At 57.4% G+C, this 22,085-nt stretch carries 21 protein-coding genes, 2 tRNA genes and 1 pseudogene; 22 read left to right on the top strand and 2 right to left on the bottom strand.

Annotated features, from left to right (window positions below; all coding sequences use genetic code 11):
- Window positions 1–89 precede the first annotated feature (89 nt).
- Window positions 90–1,754 (bottom strand): OFA family MFS transporter, encoded by a 1,665-nt coding sequence (locus ACIOMO_RS12000; protein ID WP_053116586.1) that lies wholly within the window; start codon window positions 1,752–1,754, stop codon window positions 90–92.
- Between the two features lie 306 nt (window positions 1,755–2,060).
- Here ACIOMO_RS12000 and ACIOMO_RS12005 point away from each other — a divergent pair.
- From ACIOMO_RS12005 to ACIOMO_RS12060, 12 genes and pseudogenes are all read left to right on the top strand, one after another.
- Window positions 2,061–2,201 (top strand): annotated as a pseudogene (locus tag ACIOMO_RS12005) (aspartate 1-decarboxylase autocleavage activator PanM); the annotation flags it as partial.
- A gap of 78 nt (window positions 2,202–2,279) precedes the next feature.
- Window positions 2,280–4,502 carry an AsmA family protein gene (locus ACIOMO_RS12010; protein WP_401240822.1) on the top strand — a complete coding sequence of 741 codons (2,223 nt, stop codon included), beginning with the start codon at window positions 2,280–2,282 and terminating at the stop codon, window positions 4,500–4,502.
- Window positions 4,499–5,566, top strand: coding sequence for an A/G-specific adenine glycosylase (mutY, locus tag ACIOMO_RS12015; RefSeq protein ID WP_401240824.1), 1,068 nt, complete (start codon window positions 4,499–4,501; stop codon window positions 5,564–5,566). Before ACIOMO_RS12010 ends, mutY begins: the two co-directional genes overlap by 4 nt.
- Entirely contained in the window at window positions 5,563–5,835 is a 273-nt protein-coding gene (locus ACIOMO_RS12020) for an oxidative damage protection protein (RefSeq protein ID WP_053116583.1), read from the top strand. Before mutY ends, ACIOMO_RS12020 begins: the two co-directional genes overlap by 4 nt.
- Before the next feature lie 103 nt (window positions 5,836–5,938).
- A tRNA-Phe gene (locus ACIOMO_RS12025) sits at window positions 5,939–6,014 on the top strand.
- A gap of 319 nt (window positions 6,015–6,333) precedes the next feature.
- On the top strand, window positions 6,334–7,413 hold the full coding sequence (locus ACIOMO_RS12030; RefSeq protein ID WP_053116582.1) for a hypothetical protein: 1,080 nt from the start codon (window positions 6,334–6,336) through the stop codon (window positions 7,411–7,413).
- Between the two features lie 74 nt (window positions 7,414–7,487).
- A complete protein-coding gene (locus tag ACIOMO_RS12035; protein ID WP_053116581.1) occupies window positions 7,488–8,279 on the top strand; it encodes a TSUP family transporter in 792 nt (263 codons plus the stop codon).
- 79 nt (window positions 8,280–8,358) lie between these two features.
- Entirely contained in the window at window positions 8,359–8,700 is a 342-nt protein-coding gene (locus ACIOMO_RS12040; RefSeq protein WP_401240829.1) for a hypothetical protein, read from the top strand.
- Between the two features lie 175 nt (window positions 8,701–8,875).
- Window positions 8,876–9,934, top strand: coding sequence for a YhcG family protein (locus ACIOMO_RS12045; RefSeq protein ID WP_401240832.1), 1,059 nt, complete (start codon window positions 8,876–8,878; stop codon window positions 9,932–9,934).
- A gap of 68 nt (window positions 9,935–10,002) precedes the next feature.
- Window positions 10,003–10,977 (top strand): alpha/beta fold hydrolase, encoded by a 975-nt coding sequence (locus ACIOMO_RS12050; RefSeq protein ID WP_401240835.1) that lies wholly within the window; start codon window positions 10,003–10,005, stop codon window positions 10,975–10,977.
- A 28-nt stretch (window positions 10,978–11,005) separates the two neighbouring features.
- Window positions 11,006–11,419, top strand: coding sequence for a hypothetical protein (locus ACIOMO_RS12055; RefSeq protein WP_400755611.1), 414 nt, complete (start codon window positions 11,006–11,008; stop codon window positions 11,417–11,419).
- 6 nt (window positions 11,420–11,425) lie between these two features.
- Window positions 11,426–11,878 (top strand): hypothetical protein, encoded by a 453-nt coding sequence (locus ACIOMO_RS12060; protein WP_008080542.1) that lies wholly within the window; start codon window positions 11,426–11,428, stop codon window positions 11,876–11,878.
- Window positions 11,879–11,948: 70 nt separating this feature from the next.
- Here ACIOMO_RS12060 and gabP read toward each other — a convergent pair whose 3' ends face one another.
- Window positions 11,949–13,340, bottom strand: coding sequence for a GABA permease (gene gabP / locus ACIOMO_RS12065; protein ID WP_053116576.1), 1,392 nt, complete (start codon window positions 13,338–13,340; stop codon window positions 11,949–11,951).
- 581 nt (window positions 13,341–13,921) lie between these two features.
- Between gabP and ACIOMO_RS12070 the strand changes: the two genes are divergently transcribed.
- The 10 genes from ACIOMO_RS12070 (at window position 13,922) to ACIOMO_RS12115 (ending at window position 21,469) form a co-directional block, all read left to right on the top strand.
- Window positions 13,922–14,668, top strand: a complete 747-nt coding sequence (locus tag ACIOMO_RS12070; protein ID WP_401241044.1) for an ABC transporter ATP-binding protein — start codon at window positions 13,922–13,924, stop codon at window positions 14,666–14,668.
- A 13-nt stretch (window positions 14,669–14,681) separates the two neighbouring features.
- On the top strand, window positions 14,682–15,431 hold the full coding sequence (locus tag ACIOMO_RS12075; RefSeq protein ID WP_401240838.1) for an ABC transporter substrate-binding protein: 750 nt from the start codon (window positions 14,682–14,684) through the stop codon (window positions 15,429–15,431).
- A gap of 78 nt (window positions 15,432–15,509) precedes the next feature.
- Window positions 15,510–16,202 carry an ABC transporter permease gene (locus ACIOMO_RS12080; RefSeq protein WP_007909165.1) on the top strand — a complete coding sequence of 231 codons (693 nt, stop codon included), beginning with the start codon at window positions 15,510–15,512 and terminating at the stop codon, window positions 16,200–16,202.
- Entirely contained in the window at window positions 16,203–16,892 is a 690-nt protein-coding gene (locus ACIOMO_RS12085) for an ABC transporter permease (protein ID WP_159815479.1), read from the top strand. It abuts the gene before it with no gap.
- Window positions 16,873–18,108, top strand: a complete 1,236-nt coding sequence (locus ACIOMO_RS12090) for a methyltransferase (protein ID WP_401240841.1) — start codon at window positions 16,873–16,875, stop codon at window positions 18,106–18,108. The genes ACIOMO_RS12085 and ACIOMO_RS12090 overlap by 20 nt, the downstream gene beginning before the upstream one ends.
- A 521-nt stretch (window positions 18,109–18,629) precedes the next feature.
- Window positions 18,630–18,705 (top strand) — tRNA-Thr (locus tag ACIOMO_RS12095).
- A gap of 147 nt (window positions 18,706–18,852) precedes the next feature.
- Window positions 18,853–19,749 (top strand): hypothetical protein, encoded by an 897-nt coding sequence (locus tag ACIOMO_RS12100; RefSeq protein ID WP_401240844.1) that lies wholly within the window; start codon window positions 18,853–18,855, stop codon window positions 19,747–19,749.
- Between the two features lie 132 nt (window positions 19,750–19,881).
- Window positions 19,882–20,556, top strand: a complete 675-nt coding sequence (locus ACIOMO_RS12105) for a division plane positioning ATPase MipZ (protein ID WP_401240847.1) — start codon at window positions 19,882–19,884, stop codon at window positions 20,554–20,556.
- Between the two features lie 59 nt (window positions 20,557–20,615).
- Window positions 20,616–20,930, top strand: a complete 315-nt coding sequence (locus tag ACIOMO_RS12110) for a hypothetical protein (RefSeq protein ID WP_401240850.1) — start codon at window positions 20,616–20,618, stop codon at window positions 20,928–20,930.
- Window positions 20,930–21,469 carry a hypothetical protein gene (locus ACIOMO_RS12115; protein ID WP_401240853.1) on the top strand — a complete coding sequence of 180 codons (540 nt, stop codon included), beginning with the start codon at window positions 20,930–20,932 and terminating at the stop codon, window positions 21,467–21,469. Before ACIOMO_RS12110 ends, ACIOMO_RS12115 begins: the two co-directional genes overlap by 1 nt.
- Window positions 21,470–22,085 lie beyond the last annotated feature (616 nt).

The following is a 22,085-nucleotide window of genomic DNA, read 5'->3' on the forward strand; positions in this document are numbered from 1 at the left end:
GGACGCTCTGCGTCCGCTTCGAATGTGACGCAGAGCGTCACGGGAGGCATTCCCACGCAGAGCGTGGGAACGATCAGGTACAGGCGACCTTAGTGAAACAGTACCGCCGTTTTCTGCAGGGTCACCCACACACCCCACGCCAACGGAATACCCACGGCCAACCACGCAGCAATCGCCAGCGGCTTGCTGCCCGGCGCGGCTTTCCACTCCAGAACCGTGCTGGCATCAGCACCTTTGTCGTGACCCAGCGCCTGTTCGGCGGCCAGTTCAGCGTCGGTCATGAAGTACTTGTCGGCCACCGGACGAACCAGCATGTTGCACAGGAAGCCCAACACCAGCAGGCCGGCGAGGATGTACAAGGTGATGTCGTAAGCGGCAGCGCGTTCAACGCCGATGCTCAGCTGATATTCACGCAGATAGTTCACCAACACCGGGCCGAGCACGCCAGCCGCCGCCCAGGCAGTCAGCAGACGACCGTGGATCGCGCCAACCATTTGCGTACCGAACAGGTCAGCCAGATACGCTGGAACAGTGGCAAAACCACCGCCGTACATCGACAGAATGATGCAGAACGCCGCCACAAACAGCGCAACGTTGCCCAAATGACCCATGTTCGGAATCAGCGCGTACAGGGCAAAACCCAGGGCGAAGAACACGAAGTAGGTATTTTTGCGGCCCAGATAGTCCGAGAACGAAGCCCAGAAGAAACGACCACCGATGTTGAACAGGCTCAGCAAACCGGTGAAGCCTGCTGCGATCGCAGCGATCGAAGCCAACTGCCCAGCATCGAGCTGACCAAACGGCACATCAACGCCCAGCAGCTTGCCGCCGAACACTTCCTGCAACAGTGGCGAAGCCATGCCGAGGATGCCGATACCGGCAGAAACGTTCAGGCACAGTACCAGCCAGACCAGACGGAATTGCGGGGTTTTCCACGCCACATTCACGTGCACGTGACGATTGGTGATCATCGCGTTCGCGGCTTTCTTCGCCGGCGCAGTCCAGCCTTCAGGTTTCCAGCCGGTTGGCGGCACGCGGTACGACAGAGCGCCACCGATCATGAACACGAAGTAGATCGCGGCCATGGCCACGAAGCTCTGCCAGACGCCAACGCCTTCAGCCGAGCCGAAGTGGCTCATCAGCGCAGTTGCCAACGGTGCACCGACCATCGCGCCGCCACCGAAGCCCATGATTGCCATGCCGGTCGCCATGCCGCGCTTGTCCGGGAACCACTTGATCAGGGTTGAGACCGGCGAGATGTAGCCCAGACCGAGACCGATACCGCCGATCACGCCCGAGCCAATCCACATCAGCCAGATCTGGTGGGTATAAATACCCAGCGCCGAAATCAGCAGACCGCCGCACCAGCACAGTGCCGATACAACGCCAGCCTTGCGCGGGCCAGCGTGCTCAAGCCAGCCACCCCAGATCGCTGCCGAGCAACCGAGGAAGATGAAGAACAGCGTGTAGATCCAGCCGAGCATGGAGATCGGCCAGTCGCATTGCGAGGAAAACACTTGTGCGATGAAGCTCATGTCCGGCGCGCAAGTCACTGGCGCGGTGACGCCCAATGCCTTGGACAGCGGCAACCAGAACACCGAGAAGCCGTAGGCCATGCCGATGCACAGGTGGATGGCCAGTGCGGCCGGTGGAACCAGCCAGCGGTTGAAACCGGGCTTGGCGATGATGCGTTCCTTGGAGAGGAACGCAGGCTGGGCGGCGCTGAGGCCGTCCGCCGTGATGCTCGTGCTCATTGTGTATCCCCCAATTATTAGTATGGTTCGCCAGCCACTGTTCACCCTCGGCCTTATGCACGCAGGCATGACCGTTTTTTGGGTGAAGCTCCTTGAAGGCGCGACGTTAAGTCGCAGAGGGACGGACGAACGGGGCGAAGGTTACCATTTGCAGGTGACAGAAAAACCAAACTGATATCACCTTTTTCATGTCATCTGATCTCTACACCTGTGTAGTAGCTGCCGAAGGCCGCGATCTTTTGATCCTGTTTTTGAAAAACATCAAAAGATCGCAGCGTTCCGCAGCTCCTACACGGGGCGATTTTTGCTGAACGACTGGTGAACCAAGCGCAGAAAATGGCGTCGCAAGCGGGGGCCGAACTGCGCCTGCTGGCACCTGCCGGACATCCTGAAGCTCAGGCCATCGCGGCTAAGTTGCACGCGTCATTGGCGGTACTGGCAACATGACGCCACACCGAACCGGGCATTTGCAGCGCTATACTCCCCGGCTAAATTACGAATTCGACTAATTACAAGGACTCGCCCATGAAAGCGTTCGGCAAAATCCTGGGTCTGGTACTTCTCGGGCTGTTGCTAATCATCGTGGCGGCAGGCTTTGCCCTGACCCACCTCTTCGATCCCAACGACTATAAAGACGAGATCCGCCAGATAGCCCGCGACAAGGCCCACATCGAGCTGACGCTCAATGGCGATATCGGCTGGAGCCTGTTCCCGTGGCTCGGCCTGGAATTGCACGAGGCCAGCGTCGCCACCCTGATCAAACCGGGCGAACCATTTGCCGACTTGCAGATGCTCGGCCTGTCCGTGCGTGTGCTGCCGCTGCTGCGCCGTGAAGTGCAGATGAGCGACGTGCGCGTCGAAGGCCTGAACCTGCGCCTGAACCGCGACAAGGACGGTCATGGCAACTGGGAAGACATTGGCAAGCTGCCGCAGCCTGCCGGTGCAACGCCGCCTGTCGCAGCCAATCAACCGGCCAGCGAAACTCCGGCAACACCGGAAAAACCACCGCAACCAATCCGCCTCGACATCGACAGCCTGACCGTCAACAACGCCCGCGTTGAATACAACGACGAGAAGACCGGCAAGCAGTTCAGCGCCGAAAGCATCCAGTTGAGCACCGGCGCGGTTCACGATTCGACCAATATTCCGTTGAAGGCCACCGCTTTCCTCAGCACCAACCAGCCGATGCTGCGGGTGCGCACCGAGCTGAACGGCGAATTGCGCATCGAGCGCGCGCTGCAACGCTACAGGTTCGAAGACATGAAATTGTCCGGCGAACTGACTGGCGATCCGCTGCAAGGCAAGGCTATGACCTTCTCGGCTCAAGGCCAGGTTTCGCTGGATAAAGCCGCGAACGTCGCCGAATGGACGGGGATCAAGATCTCCGCTAACCAATTGCGCGCCTTGGGCGAACTGAAAGCCAACGATCTCGACAAGACTCCACAGATCACTGGCGGCCTCTCCATCGCTCAGTTCGATCTGGCGAAATTCGTCGACAGCATCGGCCAGACACTTCCAGCGATGGCCGCCGGCAGCCTGAGCAAAGTCGAACTGGTCAGCCGCATTGCCGCCACGCCAACCAGCGTCGCGTTCGACAACATCAACCTGAAAGTCGACGACAGCAGCTTCAGCGGCCGCATCGCCGTCGAGGATTTCGCCAAGCAATCGCTGCGCGCGATCCTCAAGGCTGACACCTTCAACGTCGACCGCTACCTGCCGCCGAAATCGGAAAAAGCTGCGAACGCCACGCAAGTGCGTCAGGCCGAAGTCGCCAGCACCGAAGCCGATGCCATGGCCGGCGCCGGCAGTACGCCGCTGCCGGACAAGCCGACCAAAACCGCGTGGAGCACCGATCGCCTGCTGCCGGTGGAACGTCTGGCCAAGCTCGATGTGGACGCCGATCTGACTTTCGGCCAACTGACCCTCGACAAATTGCCGATCCAGAACGCCGCACTGAAAGCCACCGGCCAGGGCGGTTTGCTGACCCTGACCAACCTGAGCGGCGACTTGTACAACGGCAACTTCGCCGCCAATGGCACCCTCGATGTCCGCCAAACCGCGCCCGTGCTGAACTTGCAGACCAAGCTCAACCGCGTGCCGGTCGATAAAATCCTCGAAAGCCAAGGCAAGAATCCGCCGGTGAAAGGTCTGGTGACGCTCACCAGTAACGTCACTGGCAACGGCAACAGCCAGCAAGCGCTGATCGAAAGCCTCAATGGCAACGCCAGTTTCGTGATCAACAACGGCGTGCTGCTCAACGCCAACCTTGAACAGCAATTGTGCAAAGGCATCGCCACACTCAACCGCAAAACCCTCAGCGGCGAGCCACGCGGCAAAGACACGCCGTTCCAGGAACTCAAGGGCAACCTGACCTTCCGCAACGGCATCGCCAGCAACCCGGATCTGAAAGTGCGCATCCCCGGCATGACCGTCAACGGTGACGGCGACATCGATTTGCGCGTGCTCGGCATGGACTATCGCGTCGGCATCATCGTCGAAGGTGACACCAGCGCCATGCCGGATCCGGCCTGTCAGGTCGGCGAAAAGTTCGTCGGCATCGAGTGGCCGCTGCGCTGCCGTGGCCCGCTGGAGCTGGGCGCGAAAGCCTGCCGCGTCGACAATGATCGACTCGGTCAGGTCGCGACCAAACTGGCTGGCGACAAGCTCAGCGACAAGATCGACGAGAAACTCGGTGACAAGGTCAGCCCGGAATTGAAAAACGCACTGAAGGGGCTGTTCAAGCGATGAGAGCGGAGCAGTTTTCCACGGCGGTGCTGGATTGGTTCGACCGCCACGGCCGCCACGATTTGCCTTGGCAGCAAGACATCAATCCGTATCGGGTGTGGGTGTCGGAGATCATGTTGCAGCAGACTCAGGTCAGCACCGTGCTCAATTACTTCGACCGTTTCATGGCCGCGTTGCCGACGGTCGAAGCGCTGGCCGAAGCGCCGGAAGACGAGGTGCTGCACTTGTGGACTGGCCTGGGTTACTACACCCGCGCGCGCAATTTGCAGAAGACCGCGAAGATCGTCGTCAGCCAGTACGGTGGCGAGTTTCCGCGCGACGTCGAAAAACTTACGGATTTGCCGGGTATCGGCCTGTCCACTGCTGGCGCGATCGCGAGCATCAGCATGGGCCTGCGCGCGCCGATCCTCGATGGCAACGTCAAACGCGTGCTGGCGCGCTTTACTGCGCAAGAGGGTTATCCCGGCGAGCCGAAGGTGGCCAAACAGCTCTGGGCCAACGCTGAGCGCTTTACGCCGCACGATCGGGTCAACGCCTACACCCAGGCGATGATGGATCTCGGCGCCACGCTCTGCACGCGCAGCAAGCCGAGTTGCCTGCTGTGTCCGCTGGAGCGTGGTTGTGAAGCGCACATGCTCGGCCTCGAAACCCGCTACCCGATTCCCAAGCCGCGCAAAGCCATCCCGCAGAAGCGCACGCTGATGCCGATGCTGGCCAACGGCGACGGTGCGATTCTGCTTTACCGGCGCCCCTCGAGCGGTTTGTGGGGCGGTTTGTGGAGCCTGCCGGAACTCGACGACCTCGACGACCTGCAACACCTCGCCGACCAGCACGCACTGACCATGGGCCAACAGCAGGCGCTGCCGAGCCTTGTCCACACGTTCAGCCATTTCCAGCTGTCCATCGAACCCTGGCTGGTTCAGGTACAGGAGGCCGCCCATCACGTGGCCGAGGCCGACTGGCTCTGGTATAACCTCGCCACCCCGCCGCGCCTGGGCCTCGCCGCCCCGGTCAAAACCTTGCTCGAACGCGCGGCCGCCGTCTTGAATGCAGGAGAGTCGCCATGACCCGCACCGTAATGTGCCGCAAGTACAAAGAAGAACTGCCAGCCCTGGAACGCGCCCCTTTCCCGGGCGCTAAAGGTCAGGATATTTTTGACCACGTCTCGGCCAAGGCTTGGGCCGACTGGCAGAAACACCAGACCCTGCTGATCAATGAAAAGCGTTTGAACATGATGAACGCCGAAGACCGCAAATATCTTCAGGGCGAAATGGACAAGTACTTCTCCGGCGAGGAATACGCTCAAGCCGAAGGCTACGTTCCACCTGCAGAGTAAACCCCGGAAATCGGGGGTCGGATCGTAAGCGACGGAATTAATTTAAGAAATTTTAAAAAAGTCGTTGACGTAAATCCGAAAAACCCTTTTAATGCGCCCCGTTGCCCAGATAGCTCAGTCGGTAGAGCAGGGGATTGAAAATCCCCGTGTCGGCGGTTCGATTCCGTCTCTGGGCACCAAATACCGAAAACCCTGAATCGCAAGATTCAGGGTTTTTTTATGTCTGCGATTTGGTAAGGCACGGTTTCATATCGACGGAATCGCCGGACAACGTTTCCCTCCCCCTCTATCTACCCCTCCCAACAAGCATCAGATCGCGATCAGACGAATAAGCCTACAAGGCCCGGAGTCGCACATCCCTGAAGTCTCTCAAACCTGTCGGAACGCTCCGTAGGCAATAGCGGAAATGGACGACATACGCGCTCTCTCAACTTAGGCAGAATAAGACGAAGAGCTGCCAGGAAGCTCGACAGCAGATTCACAACAGGGATGTAGCCAATGACTCACGCCACCAAACCAGACGTCGCAAATGCTGGGGGCCTTAAAGAACAAGAAATCAGAACCTTCAAATTTGACCTTCGACAATCAGAGTTGCTTCAAAAATTCACCGAAGTATTGGCAAGCCGCGGCGGACCGCAGGCGTCTGAAGCCCAGTCCATAACCACCAAGGCATACGCTGAACTCATGTCTGCATTTTCGGAGCAACAACGCACATTGCTGACTGCCTACTCCGATTGCTTGTTGTCCGTCTTGATTTTTGAAGGACTAAAAAAAATCACTGATTGCGATCCTCCCGATGAATTGCCCGACGTGGCTTCCTTGGAAAACAGGTTCGACGTGCTCTGCCTGGCCGCTCGCAACCAAATATTACTGAGCCTTGTTGATAATCGTGCATTCGCTTATGACATGGATAACGACGGCAAATTGGTTCGTCTGGTAGCCAACTTCAAGGGCGGGGGACTTACCAAGATCAAAGCTGAGCCGAAATCCAATGAGCTGAGCTCACATTCGGGCCTGGCGCTTGGCCCACATACCGAAGCACCTTACTGGTGCGCTGTTAAGGTAAAGGACAGCCATTCCCCCTCCCCATCGTCGTTGATACTTTCCGCGTTATGGAATCCCGGCCGTGAACCAACACGCGTGATACCGCTCCCTCCAATTCTCGAAAAGATCGGCGCCGTCCATTGCCTTGCCCTCACCAGCGACAATTTTGAGTTCACCCGCAGTGACTCCTTTGTAAGTGGTAAAGGAGAAGCCGGACGCGGCGTTTCGATTTTGGAATTCGACGAAAACACTGGATTCGCTGCCCGATTCAATTCCTATCGTTTCTCGGTCAGTAGCAATGCATCGACCTTCGTTAGCAAGGCTTACTCCGCTCTATGCGAGTGCGTAGATAAAGCGATTCCAGCGGATTATTCGCTAACGCAGGAATCGGCCATGGTGATCAACAACACGCGAGCCCTCCACTGTCGGGATGTCATCAAAGACAACAGAAGGGTCCTGGTGCGAATTTTTGGACTGTCCAGATTCGCCTCACCAATCGTCATTTCAGAGAACCCGTTACTGCTACAAGGTTGAATTCCTTGCGCTTATCAGCCTGCTGAACACCTCGCCAGTTAATGGCCGACAAACAACCATAAAGAGGGAACACAATGTCTTGGGACATCATCGGCATGCTCGCGCTCGTCGCGTTCTGCGCCGGTTTTTTTGATGCGATCGCTGGGGGCGGCGGTTTGATCACCCTGCCGGCTTTATTTCTGGCGGGGGTGGATCCGATCAGCGCCATTGCCACGAACAAGTTTCAGGCGGCATCAGCCACGATCTCGGCCACGGCAACCTTTGCCCGCAAAGGCTTGATCGAATGGCGGGAAGGTCGCTATCTGATGATCTGTGGCTTCATTGGCGGCGCCAGCGGTGCGCTGCTGGTCAGCTCAATCGACAAGCGCTACCTCGAAGCCTGCGTGCCGATCATGTTGATTCTGGTGGCCATCTATTTTGCGCTGTCACCAAAACTGGCGAATGAAGATCGACGCAAGCGAATAGGGATTCTGCTGTTTTCATTTACCGTTGCGCCCATCCTGGGCTTTTACGACGGTATATTCGGGCCGGGCGTGGGTTCTTTCTTTATCGTAGGATTTGTCCTTCTGTGCGGCTTGGGCATGATGCGCGCCATGAGTTTTACCAAGCTCGCCAACGCATCCTGCAATCTGGGTTCGCTGGCGGTGTTCATCACCAAAGGCGTGATTATCTGGCCAGTCGCAATTGCCATGGCACTGGCGGCGTTTGTCGGCGCGCAGTTAGGCGCGCGTGCCGCTGTTCGGGTCGGGCCGCGACTGATTAAACCGATGCTGATCGTGGTTTGCTGCGCCTTGGCCATCAAACTGCTGAGTGTTGAAAGCAACCCATTGCGCGTTGTGCTCTCGCAGGCAGTGGCCTCGTTTTGAGCAGCATCACGCCGCAACCATGAAAACCCGCGATCCCATCCCCAGAGATTCGCCCTTACGGAAGAGGGTCATCCCCGCGATGAACCAGAAACGCACTCGCATCCCCCTGCCCCATCCGCCGCCACCTCAGGAAAGCCTGGTGTCGAGAGGACTGGCGATCATGATCAGCGTGTTTCTGATCAGCACCGGCGCGCTGCTTTGCTACTCGGCCATCGACGGCTTGATTCACGACACCATCACCACCGCCACTCGCGGCGGGCCGGCCAAGGTCTACACCCTCGCCGGGCAACCGGGCGCGTACTGGTTTCATATCGTTTTTGAAGGATTTTTTGGCGGATTGCTGCTGGTCGCAGGGGTGGCGTGGCATCAACTGACGCGTATCGGCAGACCCGCGAGCAGGGCCCGGCGTAAATACCGCTAGCACTTGGCGCTCGTAAGACATGGACTACAGACCCTGCCCGCCAACGTCCTTTTCCTCGGCAGTGTCCTGCATGACCAATCGCCTCTTCCTGCGGATTTCACCGTCTCTCCCGACATACTCAAACGGCGACGCCGGGCATGCTTTTGCGTCTGATCACAATGAAGCGGAAGACCCGATGAGCCAGTTAAAACCTGCTGACACGCAAGACCCGAAAATCGATTCATTGCTGGGGGAGCTTGGCGAGTTGATTCGTCAGGCACGGCAAAAAGTGCTGCGAGCGGTTGATACGATTCAAGTGCAGACCTGCTGGCAGATCGGCCGGCATATCGTCGAGTTTGAGCAACAGGGTGCCCAGCGTGCGGGCTATGGAAAGCAGCTGCTGGCTATGCTGGCGAAGGATCTGACGGCTCAGTTCGGGAAGGGGTTTGACGCATCAAACCTGCGTTATATGCGCCTCTTTTATCAGGCGTTTCCAATTCGTGACGCACTGCGTCACGAATTGAGCTGGACGCACTATCGACGGCTTCTGGGGGTGAACAATGAAAAAGCGCGCCATTGGTACATGGACGAGTGCGCCAATCTGAACTGGTCAAGCCGCGCCCTCGATCGCCAGATTCTCACCCTCTACTACGAGCGGCTCCTCATGAGTCGAGACAAAGCCGACGTGATCGAAGAAGCCACCACCAACATCGAAGCGATGAAATGCAATCCGCGTGAGTTCATTCGCGATCCGGTCATGCTCGAGTTTCTCGGCCTGCCGTCAGCCGGCAAGGTCAGGGAAAGCAGTCTCGAACAAGCCCTCATCGATCACCTGCAGGGCTTTCTGCTCGAACTGGGCAAAGGCTTTTCCTTCGTTGCTCGCCAGCAACGCATCAGTACCGACGGCGTCGATCTGTACATCGATCTGGTGTTCTACAACTACCTGCTCAAATGCTTTGTGATCATCGATCTCAAACGCGGCAAGCTCAGCGCCCGCGATGTCGGGCAGATGGACATGTATGTGCGCATGTACGACGAGCTGATGCGCAGCGAGGGCGACAAGCCGACAGTCGGGATTATTTTGTCTGCCGAAAGCAACGATTCGGTGGCGCGTTATTCAATGCTCAAAGGCAACGAGCAACTGTTCGCCAGCAGTTACAAAACGATATTGCCGAGTGAAGAAGAGTTGCGCGCAGAACTCAATCGCGAACAGGCCTTGATCGAGGAACGCATGCTGACTCAATCCACTGAATAAACCCTACGGATTGTTCCCGGGCGGCGCGGAGACTATCGTTGGCAGCTTACCCGCCAAGGTCGAGAGTCATGAGCTGTCAGGACATGCCCGCAACGCAGGATGTGCAGTCAAGGTCGCCGATTTTGAATACTGCTCAAGGCGAGCCTTTCAAAGAATCGGCTACCGACGGCTATGTGCTGGGCGGTTTCACCTGGCGTCACACATCCCCCGATGCCCAGCGCCCGGTGGTCATCATCAACGCCGCCACTTCCGTGCGCTGCCGCCACTACTCGCGATTCGCCGCCTATCTGTTCGCCAATGGCTTCGACGTCATCACCTACGACTACCGCGGCATTGGCGAATCGCGACAGGCTTCGATCAAAGGCCTGAACGCTTCGTGGACTGATTGGGGCGCGCTGGATTTCGAGGCGATGCTCAAGCGTGCGCAACGCGAGTTTCCCGGTCAGCCGATCGATGTGGTCGGCCACAGTTTTGGCGGTTGCGCGGCGGGCTTGGCCGAGTCCGGGCGAGTTATCCGACGGTTGGTCACTGTCGGCGCGCAGTTCGCCTACTGGCGAGATTATGCCCCCGAGCATCGCTGGCGCATGTTCGGCAAATGGCATCTGCTGATGCCGTTGATGACCCTGTTCTGCGGCTACTTCCCCGGCAAACGCCTCGGCTGGCTGGAAGACACACCGACGGGCGTCGTGCGCGACTGGAGCACGCCTGCCCCGCGTTTTGAAGGGCGCCCAAGCGGTCGCGCACTGATGAAAAAAACCGGCACCCTGCCCTTCGCCAATGTCCGCGCGCAGACGCTGGCCATCAGCATCAGCGACGATCCCTACGGCACGATTGCGGCCATCGAACGCCTGCTCGGCTACTTCAACAACGCTTCAAAAACCCACCTGCGCATCGAACCGCAGGACATCGGCGAACAACAAGTCGGACATTTCGCCTTTTTTCGCAGCGCATACCAAGCCACACTATGGCCCATCGCTCTGACCTGGCTGCACACCGGCGCACTGGCCCCCGACACACCGGGGCGGCAAGTCCCGCGCAGCTGAGCCCTCTCAACGCACGACGGAACACATCATGGCCTCCGCCAACAAGCAGCAAAAACGCGCCACCCGGGCCAAAGCCAAGGCCAAGCAGAACCGCACCAAACGCGCTGAAGCGCCGGTCGAGCTGGATCCGAACGACGACCGCATCGACTTCGAATCGGTGGATCTGACCGAGCTGTTCAAGAAAATGATCGACGCCGAGAAGATCAGCCAGCGAGCCCTGTGCACCGCGTTCCTCGAAGACCCGCTGCTGGAACTGGTTTACGAGCAGGAAGGCGAAGAAGGCGCGATGGACTTCATCCTCGCCGCGCTGATCGAGTATCGCCAGTGGTCGCAGGAAACCGACGAGGCCGGCGCGCTGGCATGGATCGAATCACCGGCCTTCCAGGCCGACTATGTGGCGGCGTCCGACGCGATCGCCGCAAACACCCAACAGAAGAACTGAGCTCCCATGGCATCCCTGAACAAGCAACAGAAACGCGCCAAACGCGCCAAGGCTAAAGCCAAACAAATCCGTATGGTCGGCCGCAAGCCGCTGGAGCAGGACGAAGACCTCGACCACCTCGCCGAGCCGGTGCCGGAATACGTCCTGGCGATGTTCAGCAAAATGCGCGACGCCGAAGCCATCAGCCGCAACGAAATGCTGCTGACCCTGCTGCGCGAACTGGCGTTCGTCATCGTTGATCATCCTGAACTGCTGGACATGGAAAACGCCGACAACGAAGGCATGGCCGCCACTCACCTGGCCGCCGACATGCTGATCGACTACCGCATGTGGGCCGAAGGCGTAACGATCGAAGAAGCCCAGGCCTGGCTGAGCGAGCCACAGTTCATCACCGATTTCGGGGTTGCGCTGGATGCTTATGGCAAGTCGGTGGAAGCACAGGAAGACAAGAGCGAATAAACATCGCTCAAAAACAAAAACGGCCGCTAGTCATCACTGACAGCGGCCGTTTTGCATTACGCGTTACGGATCAGTTCAACACCACCGCGCCACGTTTTTCCAGCTTGCGACGGCGCGCTACCAGCAGGCCAGCAGCCACCACCATCAAACTCAGCAAACCAGTCGCGAGGATCTCCACGCGATGCGCTTCCTGGAACAGCATGATGGTCAGGGCCGCGACGATGAAGATGATCACCGCGTAGGTCAGGCCCGGGAACAGCCACATGCTGAAGACGATTTTCTCGCCGCGTGCCATGCGCTGCTTGCGCATACGCAGTTGCGAGAAGGCGATTACCAAGTACACCAGCAGGGCGATGGCGCCGGAGCTGGCCAAGAGGAATTCGAACACCGCTGCCGGGGCCACGTAGTTGGCGAACGTGCAGAGGAACGCTGCGCCAGTCGACAACATCACCGCCCAGTAAGGCGTGCCGCTTTTGTTGGTGCGGGTCGACATGGCCGGGGCATCGCCACGCTTGCCGAGGGAGAAGAGCATGCGCGACGAGGTGTAGAGCGCCGAGTTCAGGCAGCTGGTCACCGCGACCAGAACGACGATGTCGACGATCATTTTCGCGTTAGGAATGCCCATGCGCTCAAGCACGGTCTGGTAGGAACCGAGGTTGGCCAGCGTAGGATCGTTCCACGGCACCAGCGCTACAACGATGAAGATCGACACGAGGTAGAACAAGCCGATCCGCCAGATCACCGAGTTGGTGGCCTTGGAGATTTGCTTGCCCGGGTTCTTCGATTCCGCGGCCGCGATGGTGACGATCTCGGTACCCATGAAGGAGAACATGGTGGTCAGGATTGCACCCAGCACCGCGCCCATGCCGTTCGGCAGGAAGCCGCCGCTGTCGAACAGGTGCGACACACCGCTGACCTGGCTGTTCGGCAGGAAGCCGAAAATGGCCGCAAGACCAAGGCCGATAAAGCCGATGATCGCCAGCACTTTAATCAGCGCAAACCAGAATTCGAACTCGCCGTAATTCTTCACGCTGAACAGGTTGGTGACCGTGAGCAACATGGTGATGATCAGTGCGAAAGCCCAGATGCCTACGCCCGGGAACCAAGCGTGGAGGATGGTCGCGGCGGCATTGGCTTCCAGCGGAATCACCAACACCCAGAACCACCAGTACAACCAGCCGATGGTGAAACCGGCCCAGTGCCCGATGGCACGGTCGGCGTAAGTCGAGAACGAACCGGTGTCCGGCGAGGCAACAGCCATTTCGCCGAGCATGCGCATCACTAACACCACCAGGGTACCGGCGGCGGCGTAAGCCAGCAGCACGGCAGGGCCGGCGGCAGCGATGGCGTGGCCGGAGCCAACGAACAGACCGGCGCCGATCACACCGGCGATCGACAACATGGTCACATGACGCGGTTTGAGCCCTTGTTCAAGGCCATTGGAGCTTGGGGTACTGCTCATCGAAACTACCTTTGCGAGGAAAGCGATTCAGTCCGTCCTGTCTGGTGTGTTCTTTCTCGTAAAAAGAAACCAACAGGGCGTTCCGGATTCTGCACGCAATAAATGCGCCAAAATGTTTCAAAGTCTTCTGGATCGCGGCTTTGCGTGCGACCGGACGGTCATCGCAAGTCCTTGAGATTAATGGCTATTCGCCAGAACGTTACCCTGCGACTCACTTTCAAGACAAATCAGCGCACCAGAAACACACTGAAAAAGTGTGGGATGCACAATAAAAGAGCGAATCCTGTACGTTCGGCCGGATAGCGCTTCCAACACCCCGCCAAAGCTGGCAACATCGCGCCTTTTTTTACGCGACACCCACGGGTTTGCACGATCAAACACCCGTTCGGTTGTTGATGGGGCGACAGTCTGCTGTGCCGATGCGACAACCTGCCACATGCCACCCGTTAACCGCTCGTAGCGCTGTTGGCTGCCATTGAAACGCTATGCTAGCTTGGCCGCCTCGCCAGGAAGGCCACCCAACAGCTGGAGCGCAACATATATGAGTTTCGCACTTTGCTGAGGCCACGCACGCTCTTTAAATCCGCAACTTGCACAAACGCTACGGACAGCTTGAGGTGATCAAATGCATCACGATGACCCCCCGCGACGCCGATGTGATCTCGAACCTCGGTTCCTCCGGTTCCGGCAAGTCCACGTTCCTGCGTTGCATCAACCTGCTGGAAAACCCGCACCAGGGCCAGATTCTGGTGGCCGGTGAAGAACTCAAGCTCAAGGCCGCCAAGAATGGCGAACTGGTTGCCGCCGACGGCAAACAGATCAATCGCCTGCGCTCCGAGATTGGTTTTGTGTTTCAAAACTTTAATCTGTGGCCGCACATGAGCATCCTCGACAACATCATCGAGGCCCCGCGTCGCGTGCTCGGTCAGAGCAAAGCTGAAGCGATCGAAGTCGCCGAAGCGCTGCTGGCCAAGGTCGGCATCTCCGACAAACGCCATGCATACCCGGCGCAATTGTCCGGCGGTCAGCAACAACGCGCGGCGATTGCCCGCACGCTGGCGATGCAACCGAAGGTGATCCTATTCGACGAGCCCACCTCGGCGCTTGACCCGGAAATGGTTCAGGAAGTACTTAGTGTCATCCGCGCATTGGCCGAAGAAGGCCGCACCATGCTGCTCGTGACCCACGAAATGGGCTTCGCCCGTCAGGTCTCCAGCGAAGTGGTGTTCCTTCACCAAGGCCTTATAGAAGAGCAAGGATCGCCACAGCAGGTGTTCGAAAACCCGCTTTCGGCGCGCTGCAAACAATTCATGTCCAGCAACCGCTAACGGAGCAACATGCATGCAGAACTATAAAAAGGTCTTCCTGGCCGCCGCCGTCACCCTCGCGTTCAGCGCCGGTGCCATGGCTGAAACCCTGAAGATGGGCATCGAAGCGGCTTACCCGCCGTTCAACAACAAAGACGCCAGCGGCAACGTGGTCGGCTTCGACAAAGACATCGGCGACGCCCTTTGCGCGAAGATGAAAGTCGAATGCAGCGTGGTCACGTCCGACTGGGACGGCATCATTCCGGCCCTGAACGCGAAGAAGTTCGACTTCCTGATCTCCTCGCTGTCGATCACCGAAGAGCGCAAAGGCGCGGTCGATTTCACCGACCCGTACTACTCGAACAAGCTGCAGTTCATCGCACCGAAAAACGTCGACTTCAAAACCGACAAGGACTCGCTGAAAGGCAAGACCATCGGTACTCAGCGTGCAACCCTGGCCGGTACCTGGCTGGAAGACACCTACGCTGATGACATCAAAGTCAGCCTCTACGACACCCAGGAAAACGCCTACCTCGACCTGACCTCCGGTCGTGTCGACGCGATCCTCGCCGACAAGTACGCCAACTATGACTGGCTGAAAAGCGACGCGGGCAAGAACTACGAGTTCAAAGGTGACCCGGTCGTAGAAAGCGACAAGATCGGCATCGCTGTACGTAAAGGCGATCCACTGCGTGAGAAGTTAAACACTGCCCTGAAGGAAATCGTCGCCGACGGTACCTACAAGAAGATCAACGACAAGTACTTCCCGTTCAGCATCTACTGATCCTGACCTGTGGGACTGGCGCCGTGATGCAACGGCGCCGGCTCCCGACTTTGCCTGACGCAATTTGAACAGAATTCCATGATTATCGACCTCTACGGATTCGGCCCGGCCCTCGCTGCCGGCGCGCTGATGACCGTCCAACTGGCCCTCACGGCCCTGTGCCTGGGACTGGTGCTCGGTCTGCTCGGCGCCTTGGCCAAGACTTCCCCGTACAAGCCGCTGCAATGGCTTGGCGGCACTTATTCGACCCTCGTGCGCGGCGTCCCGGAATTGCTCTGGGTACTGTTGATCTACTTCGGTACGGTCAACCTGATGCGCGCCCTCGGTGAGTTCTTCGGCAACCCCGACCTGCAACTCAACGCCTTCGCCGCTGGCGTGATCGCCCTCGGCCTGTGCTTCGGCGCTTACGCCACGGAAGTGTTCCGTGGTGCAATCCTCGCCATTCCCAAAGGCCACCGTGAGGCCGGCCAGGCCCTGGGCCTGTCGAAATGGCGGATCTTCACCCGGCTGATCATGCCGCAGATGTGGCGCATCGCCCTGCCCGGTCTGGGCAATCTGTTCATGATCCTGATGAAAGACACCGCGCTGGTCTCGGTGATCGGCCTGGAAGAAATCATGCGTCACGCGCAAATCGGCGTGACCGTGTCGAAACAACCGTTCACCTTCTATATGGTCGCCGCGATCATGTACCTGGGCCTGACCGTGCTGGCGATGACCGGCATGCACTTCCTGGAAAAACGCGCCGCTCGCGGCTTTGCGAGGAGCGCTTAAATGAACTGGGAAGTCATCATCAAGTGGCTGCCGAAACTGGCGCAGGGCGCGACCCTGACTCTGGAACTGGTGGCCATCGCTGTCATCGCCGGTTTGCTGCTGGCGATTCCGCTAGGCATCGCCCGCTCCTCCAAGCTCTGGTACGTGCGCTCGTTGCCTTACGCCTACATCTTCTTTTTCCGTGGCACGCCACTTTTGGTTCAGCTGTTTCTGGTTTATTACGGTTTGGCGCAGTTCGACGCGGTGCGTGCAAGTGCGTTGTGGCCGTACCTGCGCGATCCGTTCTGGTGTGCCACGGTGACCATGACCCTGCACACGGCGGCGTACATCGCCGAGATTCTGCGCGGGGCGATTCAGGCGATTCCGCCGGGCGAGATCGAAGCGGCGCGGGCCTTGGGCATGTCCAAGCCGAAAGCGATGTTCTACATCATCCTTCCGCGCGCGGCGCGCATCGGCCTGCCGGCCTACAGCAATGAAGTGATCCTGATGCTCAAGGCCAGCGCGCTGGCCAGCACCGTGACCCTGCTGGAACTGACCGGCATGGCGCGCACGATCATTGCGCGCACCTATCTGCCGGTGGAGATCTTCTTCGCGGCGGGCGTGTTCTATCTGCTGATGGCTTACGTGCTCGTGCGCGGCTTCAAGCTGCTGGAGCGCTGGCTGCGCGTCGATGCCTGCCAAGGGCGTTGATTCTTCCTACGTGCTGACGGGCGAGGACTTACTCGCCCGCTTCACCGCGCTGGATGCTTTTTTGATTGAGCATCAGGCGCTGTGGAGACCTCGACCGTTCACTCACCTTTCGCTTGCTTGGGAAGCGTCCTACCCGGAATTGTCCTCGTGGCTACGCGGACGGTCGCTGGAAGACGCGGAAAACGCTCATAACCACCCTGCTGATCTTGCTGATGCGCCGGAGCCGTTTGCTTCATTGGCGGCGTTGTCGGCTGAGTTGAGCGTGGTTGGCGAGTTACCGGGACAGGCGCTGGAAGCTGCGGGGCATCGCTTGAATGTCGATGTACCGGGGCGCAAGTGGCAACAGATCGAGGCGTTTGCCAGTCGCTTGTCCTTTGCCTCGCGGCCGATGCATTGGCTGGATTGGTGTTCTGGCAAGGGGCATTTGGGGCGGCGCTTGTTGGGCTCGGGACAGCAACTGACTTGCGTTGAATACGATCCGCTATTGGTTGCCAGCGGACAGGCGTTGAGTCAGCGTCATCATCTGCACGCTTTGCATGTGGAGCAGGACGTACTGGCGACGAACGCCTCTGCGGTATTGAGCGCGAACCACACGCCCGTCGCCCTTCACGCCTGCGGTGATCTGCATGTGCGCTTGATGCAACTGGCCAGCACCGCAGGTTGCCAGCAAATGGCGATCGCGCCTTGCTGCTACAACCGCATAAGTCGCAGCGAATATCAGGCCTTGTCCTGCGCAGGATCGGCATCGTTCCTACAACTCTCGCTGGAAGATCTGGCGCTGCCGATGAGTGAAACCGTTACCGCCGGTGCACGCGTCCGACGTCAGCGTGACACCTCGATGGCCCGACGCCTCGCCTTCGACCTGCTGCAACGGCAAGTGCGCGGCGACGATGAGTATTTGCCAACGCCATCGTTGCCCAACGCTTGGCTGGACAAACCGTTCGCCGATTACTGCCGTGATCTGGCCGATCTCAAAGAGTTATCCACAGTCGGCACGCCAGATTGGGCCGCACTGGAAGCGGCGGGATGGCAACGATTGGCCGAAGTACGCAATCTGGAATTGCTGCGCGGATTATTCCGACGACCACTGGAGCTTTGGCTGAACCTCGATCGGGCACTTTTCCTCACCGAACAGGGATACGCCGTACGCCTCGGCACTTTCTGCGAATCAGCGCTGACTCCGCGCAATTTCCTGTTGTTGGCCGAACGCGAATAAACCACCGCCAGCCTGTGGATAACTCTGTTGATGGATTTTACTCGGATCCAATATTCACGCCTGTTTCGGTGCTGAAACAGCTCTGGTCATTTTTTGTTCACATAAAGAAAAAACCAATAAAACAGGGATTTGCGAACAAAATGAGAACGCGTCCACAAAAACCGGCCTAAGCACGTCTTCACGGTGCTCGGTTGTGCATAAGCCGCCAATCAAAACGACATAACCACCGAAAAACAGCAGCGCTCAGCGGCTTTGTCACTTTTGTCCATGACTGAAAATGGGTTGCTCGCTAATTAACGTCTGAGCCTGGCGAACGCGACGCCCAACACCACCTCGCGACCGCCCTGCACCGCGCCGAACACGCAGAAGTGCAGCCACTCGCCCGGCCAACCAGTCGCATCGGGCGGACGGTGCAAGCGCTGCGAAATGTACTGCGCAGGGCCTGATTTTCAGAGATGCAAAAATAGTCTGAATTCAGGGGTTTACAGAAATTATCCAGTCGCTATAATCGTCGCCCACACGCCGGTATAGCTCAGTTGGTAGAGCAACTGACTTGTAATCAGTAGGTCCCGGGTTCGACTCCTGGTGCCGGCACCATACAAAACAAGGCCTCGCAGCAATGCGGGGCCTTGTTGTTTCTGCAATACGTAAAATTCGACGTAAATTAAAACATTCCCCTTGCTCTAACTGCCTGCTAATTTCCTCCATGGCGATCTGCCAAAACAACCGAGGAAGGAGTGCGGCATGGGTAGCCTAGTCTTAGAGCTACAGGCGGACGCGTTAGACGAAACAAAGTCCGTCATTTACCTGCTTCAGAAGGCGCGTGCCGTTTCAGTGAAGCTGAACGTGACGACCATCCAAGAATGGATTGGACACGAGCTTGAGGGCTACCCATATGCACTCGTGCCTGAATACCGGGAAGTCACAGGTTTGCTGATGTGTCGCGGCGATGCGGGATTCGTTCCGCTGCGAGTAGATGATGTCGCGTTCAAAAAGACGCTCACAATGCGCCGTATACAGACTGCTCTACCCGAGTTATTCAACTTCTTAGACCAGTCGAGAGACTTGCGCCAAATCATGATGGGTTTCCACCCTGAACAAGCAGCCATGCTTATGAGCGGAATGCATCCTCCAATGGAGCCATGGCTCGCTGTCGAAAAAAGCTCGGTACATAGGATCGTGGCATCCGTGAGAACCAAGATCCTGGACTTCGCGCTCGACTTGGAACAACAAGGTGTTTTAGGTGACGGTATGACATTCACAAAAGATGAAAAGGAACGTGCGAGCAGCTTCACCTACAACATCAATATTGAAAAGATGACGGACTCGCAGATTCAACAAGGGACGACAAACTCCACTCAGAATTACCACCGGCCCGTGGATCTCAGCGACATTTCCGCTTTCGTCGAAAAGCTGATGCCGGTCATCAACGAATTGAAGTCAGACACTGACAGGGCTCAGATTCAGAGCGATTTAGAAGCCATTCGGACTCTCATAAAAGCACCCAAGCCGAAAACCGCCATGATCCGAGAGTGCTTAGGATCCGTAAAAACGATTCTTGAAGGTGCAGCCGGTAGCATTCTCGCATCTGAATACCTCCCGCTGATTGGCCCACTTATAGCTTCTATTCCCTCCTCCTAAAATTCTGGGGGCTCTGCCCCCACGCGTTTCCCATGCCGCGTTGGTCATCAATAAGATGACAACCCAAAAGTGATATCATATGATATCGTTTCATTAGGTATCATTTCATATCATGTCGTTATGGAGAAAATCATGATTCTGTTGATTGGCTGTGAGAAAGGCGGCGCGGGCAAAAGCAATATCGGGGGCAACCTCGCGGTATGGGCGGCGCTTAAAGGCGTGGACACCGTGGTTATGGATGCTGACCCACAGGGCACCGCCGCCAAGTTCATTGGGCGGAGGAACGAAGCCGGGTTGCCCGTCGTGCACTGCGTTCAAAAGACTGGAGACGTGTTCGCGACGGCAAAGGATCTTGCACAGCGTTATCAGCTTGTGATCATTGATGCAGGTGGCCGCGACAGCAAAGAACTACGCACGGCGATGGTGGCGGCAGATCGGATGATTATCCCTGCTCAGGCCAGCCAAGCAGATCTTGAGACGCTGCCACACCTCGACGAACTGATTGGACTGGCACAGGGTATCAATCCCAACCTCGAAGCCTTTGCCGTTCTGTCACGCGCACCGACTAATCCGGTGATCAATGAAGTCGCAGATGCAAAAGCCCTGCTCGTGGAGTTTGAAAGCTTCACCCTGGCCCGATCAATCATTCGTGATCGCAAGATCTACCGGGACGCGTGGCTGAAAGGGATGGGCGTAGTGGAGATGGGCAACAGCAAGGCGCGGGCAGAAATCCAGCTGCTCGCTGATGAGATGTTCCCGCACTTACTACGCAACGAGAGCGCCAAACCCGAAGCGCTCGCGCCGTGACAACCAGAAACGATATCATTCGATATCGTTACATCTGATATCAAATGAGAGGAACGGATATGGCATTCGACGTACAACCCAAGAAGCCACCGGTAGACCCTGAAGCGCTGGCCCGATTTGCGGAGGGTGCCGACACTCACACAACAGCGCCGGTAGCCCCAGCCGTCGCGGCACCTATGGGCAGAGTCGAACAAGAAGGCAAGCTCACCGAAAGCATGTTGTTTCGCTGCTCCAAGGCGACTTCAGACGAGATCGCTTTTGTTTACGAGCACACCAACGTGAAAAGTAAGCAAAAACTTTTGGAAGCTATCCTCCTTCCCGAAATACGGCGCATGGCCGATTCCATACGAGCAAAACAAGGAAAGAACAACTGATGCAGGAATCCAAGAAACAAATTGAGCAGTTCGTCAAAAATACCGTCACCGCGATCGGCTTGTTGTTTAAATCGGAGCTCTACGGACAGACGAAAATCCTAATGTATTCCGCCATCGACACGATGGGTTTGCTGGACGCTCCAGCCGGTCAAGAGAATGCCAGCGGCGCAACGTTCAAGGCGTGGGTTAGAAAATACATTTTGGCAGACACAAAGCTGCCATTCTCGGACGTTGATCTATGGGCAGCTCGATGCGCAGTGCTGCATACCTTCACTACCGCATCCGATCTGTCTAACGCAGGAAAAGCCAAGGAGATCATTTTCTTCGTTGGCCAAGCTGATAACCCGCTGATGCAGGCGTTTCATGCTGCCACTCTTGATGTGGGCAAAGACACGCATGTGCCCGCAGTGTTTAGCGACTTCTTGGACGCGTTTCTGGACGGAATCGAAAGGTTCATGGGCGATCTTATTGCGAACTGTGAAAAGGATCCTGCATATGCGCGTCGACTGAGCAAGATTATCCAAACCCATATGGTGTGAATCGTCTTACCAGCCCCGTTTGTGCGGGGCTTTTTTTCGCCTGGACGAAAGCAATCATGCGCGACTGTATACGTGCGCGCACGCCTCACGCGGGGCGGGTGCAGTTTTCAAGTCGGAGGGGGTGCAAGAAAAGGGTAACACCGGTCACGAGCCTTTGAAGCTCCCAGCAAGCTCACGACCCACAAGGGTTTAACACTATTGAATAAAGGTAATTGAATAGTAACAATGTAGTAATCGTATTACCTTTTATAAGAGTTAGTTACTTAATATGAATAACCCTTATAAAACAAGAACTTACAAGCAAATTACCAAACCGGTTACCCCCGATGACGCATATAAGGTAATCAGGAAAACCCAATAAAAACAAAGGCTTGAGCCAGATAAACACCGCGATGACTTCGGTTACCCGTTTCCCAGAATAGACCCTCTACCTGACCTCGCAGAAAGCTGCACTGCAAGCGCTTGAGTGCATGATTCTGCAAGTTTTTTAAGCCCCCGACACCCCCTTCGAAGCCCACGGCATACGGGGCCTCCTCCGGACTCATGCAGGTGCATATTTAGTGGCACGAAAGGCGCGCAGGCGTGGCGGGGTAACGAGTCCGCGCGCTGGGTGATA

Source organism: Pseudomonas sp. NPDC087804 (assembly GCF_044742965.1).
GTDB lineage: Bacteria > Pseudomonadota > Gammaproteobacteria > Pseudomonadales > Pseudomonadaceae > Aquipseudomonas > Aquipseudomonas rustica.

Excerpts from the sequence above, each read along its gene's own strand:
- ACIOMO_RS12105 (WP_401240847.1), top strand. The coding sequence starts at position 19,882 with ATGATTCTGTTGATTGGCTGTGAGAAAGGCGGCGCGGGCAAAAGCAAT.
- ACIOMO_RS12040 (WP_401240829.1), top strand. The coding sequence starts at position 8,359 with ATGAACCAGAAACGCACTCGCATCCCCCTGCCCCATCCGCCGCCACCT.
- ACIOMO_RS12075 (WP_401240838.1), top strand. The coding sequence starts at position 14,682 with ATGCAGAACTATAAAAAGGTCTTCCTGGCCGCCGCCGTCACCCTCGCG.
- ACIOMO_RS12060 (WP_008080542.1), top strand. The coding sequence starts at position 11,426 with ATGGCATCCCTGAACAAGCAACAGAAACGCGCCAAACGCGCCAAGGCT.
- gabP (WP_053116576.1), bottom strand. The coding sequence starts at position 13,340 with ATGAGCAGTACCCCAAGCTCCAATGGCCTTGAACAAGGGCTCAAACCG.
- mutY (WP_401240824.1), top strand. The coding sequence starts at position 4,499 with ATGAGAGCGGAGCAGTTTTCCACGGCGGTGCTGGATTGGTTCGACCGC.
- ACIOMO_RS12020 (WP_053116583.1), top strand. The coding sequence starts at position 5,563 with ATGACCCGCACCGTAATGTGCCGCAAGTACAAAGAAGAACTGCCAGCC.
- ACIOMO_RS12085 (WP_159815479.1), top strand. The coding sequence starts at position 16,203 with ATGAACTGGGAAGTCATCATCAAGTGGCTGCCGAAACTGGCGCAGGGC.
- ACIOMO_RS12035 (WP_053116581.1), top strand. The coding sequence starts at position 7,488 with ATGTCTTGGGACATCATCGGCATGCTCGCGCTCGTCGCGTTCTGCGCC.
- ACIOMO_RS12045 (WP_401240832.1), top strand. The coding sequence starts at position 8,876 with ATGAGCCAGTTAAAACCTGCTGACACGCAAGACCCGAAAATCGATTCA.
- ACIOMO_RS12010 (WP_401240822.1), top strand. The coding sequence starts at position 2,280 with ATGAAAGCGTTCGGCAAAATCCTGGGTCTGGTACTTCTCGGGCTGTTG.
- ACIOMO_RS12100 (WP_401240844.1), top strand. The coding sequence starts at position 18,853 with ATGGGTAGCCTAGTCTTAGAGCTACAGGCGGACGCGTTAGACGAAACA.
- ACIOMO_RS12115 (WP_401240853.1), top strand. The coding sequence starts at position 20,930 with ATGCAGGAATCCAAGAAACAAATTGAGCAGTTCGTCAAAAATACCGTC.
- ACIOMO_RS12000 (WP_053116586.1), bottom strand. The coding sequence starts at position 1,754 with ATGAGCACGAGCATCACGGCGGACGGCCTCAGCGCCGCCCAGCCTGCG.
- ACIOMO_RS12050 (WP_401240835.1), top strand. The coding sequence starts at position 10,003 with ATGAGCTGTCAGGACATGCCCGCAACGCAGGATGTGCAGTCAAGGTCG.
- ACIOMO_RS12110 (WP_401240850.1), top strand. The coding sequence starts at position 20,616 with ATGGCATTCGACGTACAACCCAAGAAGCCACCGGTAGACCCTGAAGCG.
- ACIOMO_RS12090 (WP_401240841.1), top strand. The coding sequence starts at position 16,873 with ATGCCTGCCAAGGGCGTTGATTCTTCCTACGTGCTGACGGGCGAGGAC.
- ACIOMO_RS12030 (WP_053116582.1), top strand. The coding sequence starts at position 6,334 with ATGACTCACGCCACCAAACCAGACGTCGCAAATGCTGGGGGCCTTAAA.
- ACIOMO_RS12080 (WP_007909165.1), top strand. The coding sequence starts at position 15,510 with ATGATTATCGACCTCTACGGATTCGGCCCGGCCCTCGCTGCCGGCGCG.
- ACIOMO_RS12055 (WP_400755611.1), top strand. The coding sequence starts at position 11,006 with ATGGCCTCCGCCAACAAGCAGCAAAAACGCGCCACCCGGGCCAAAGCC.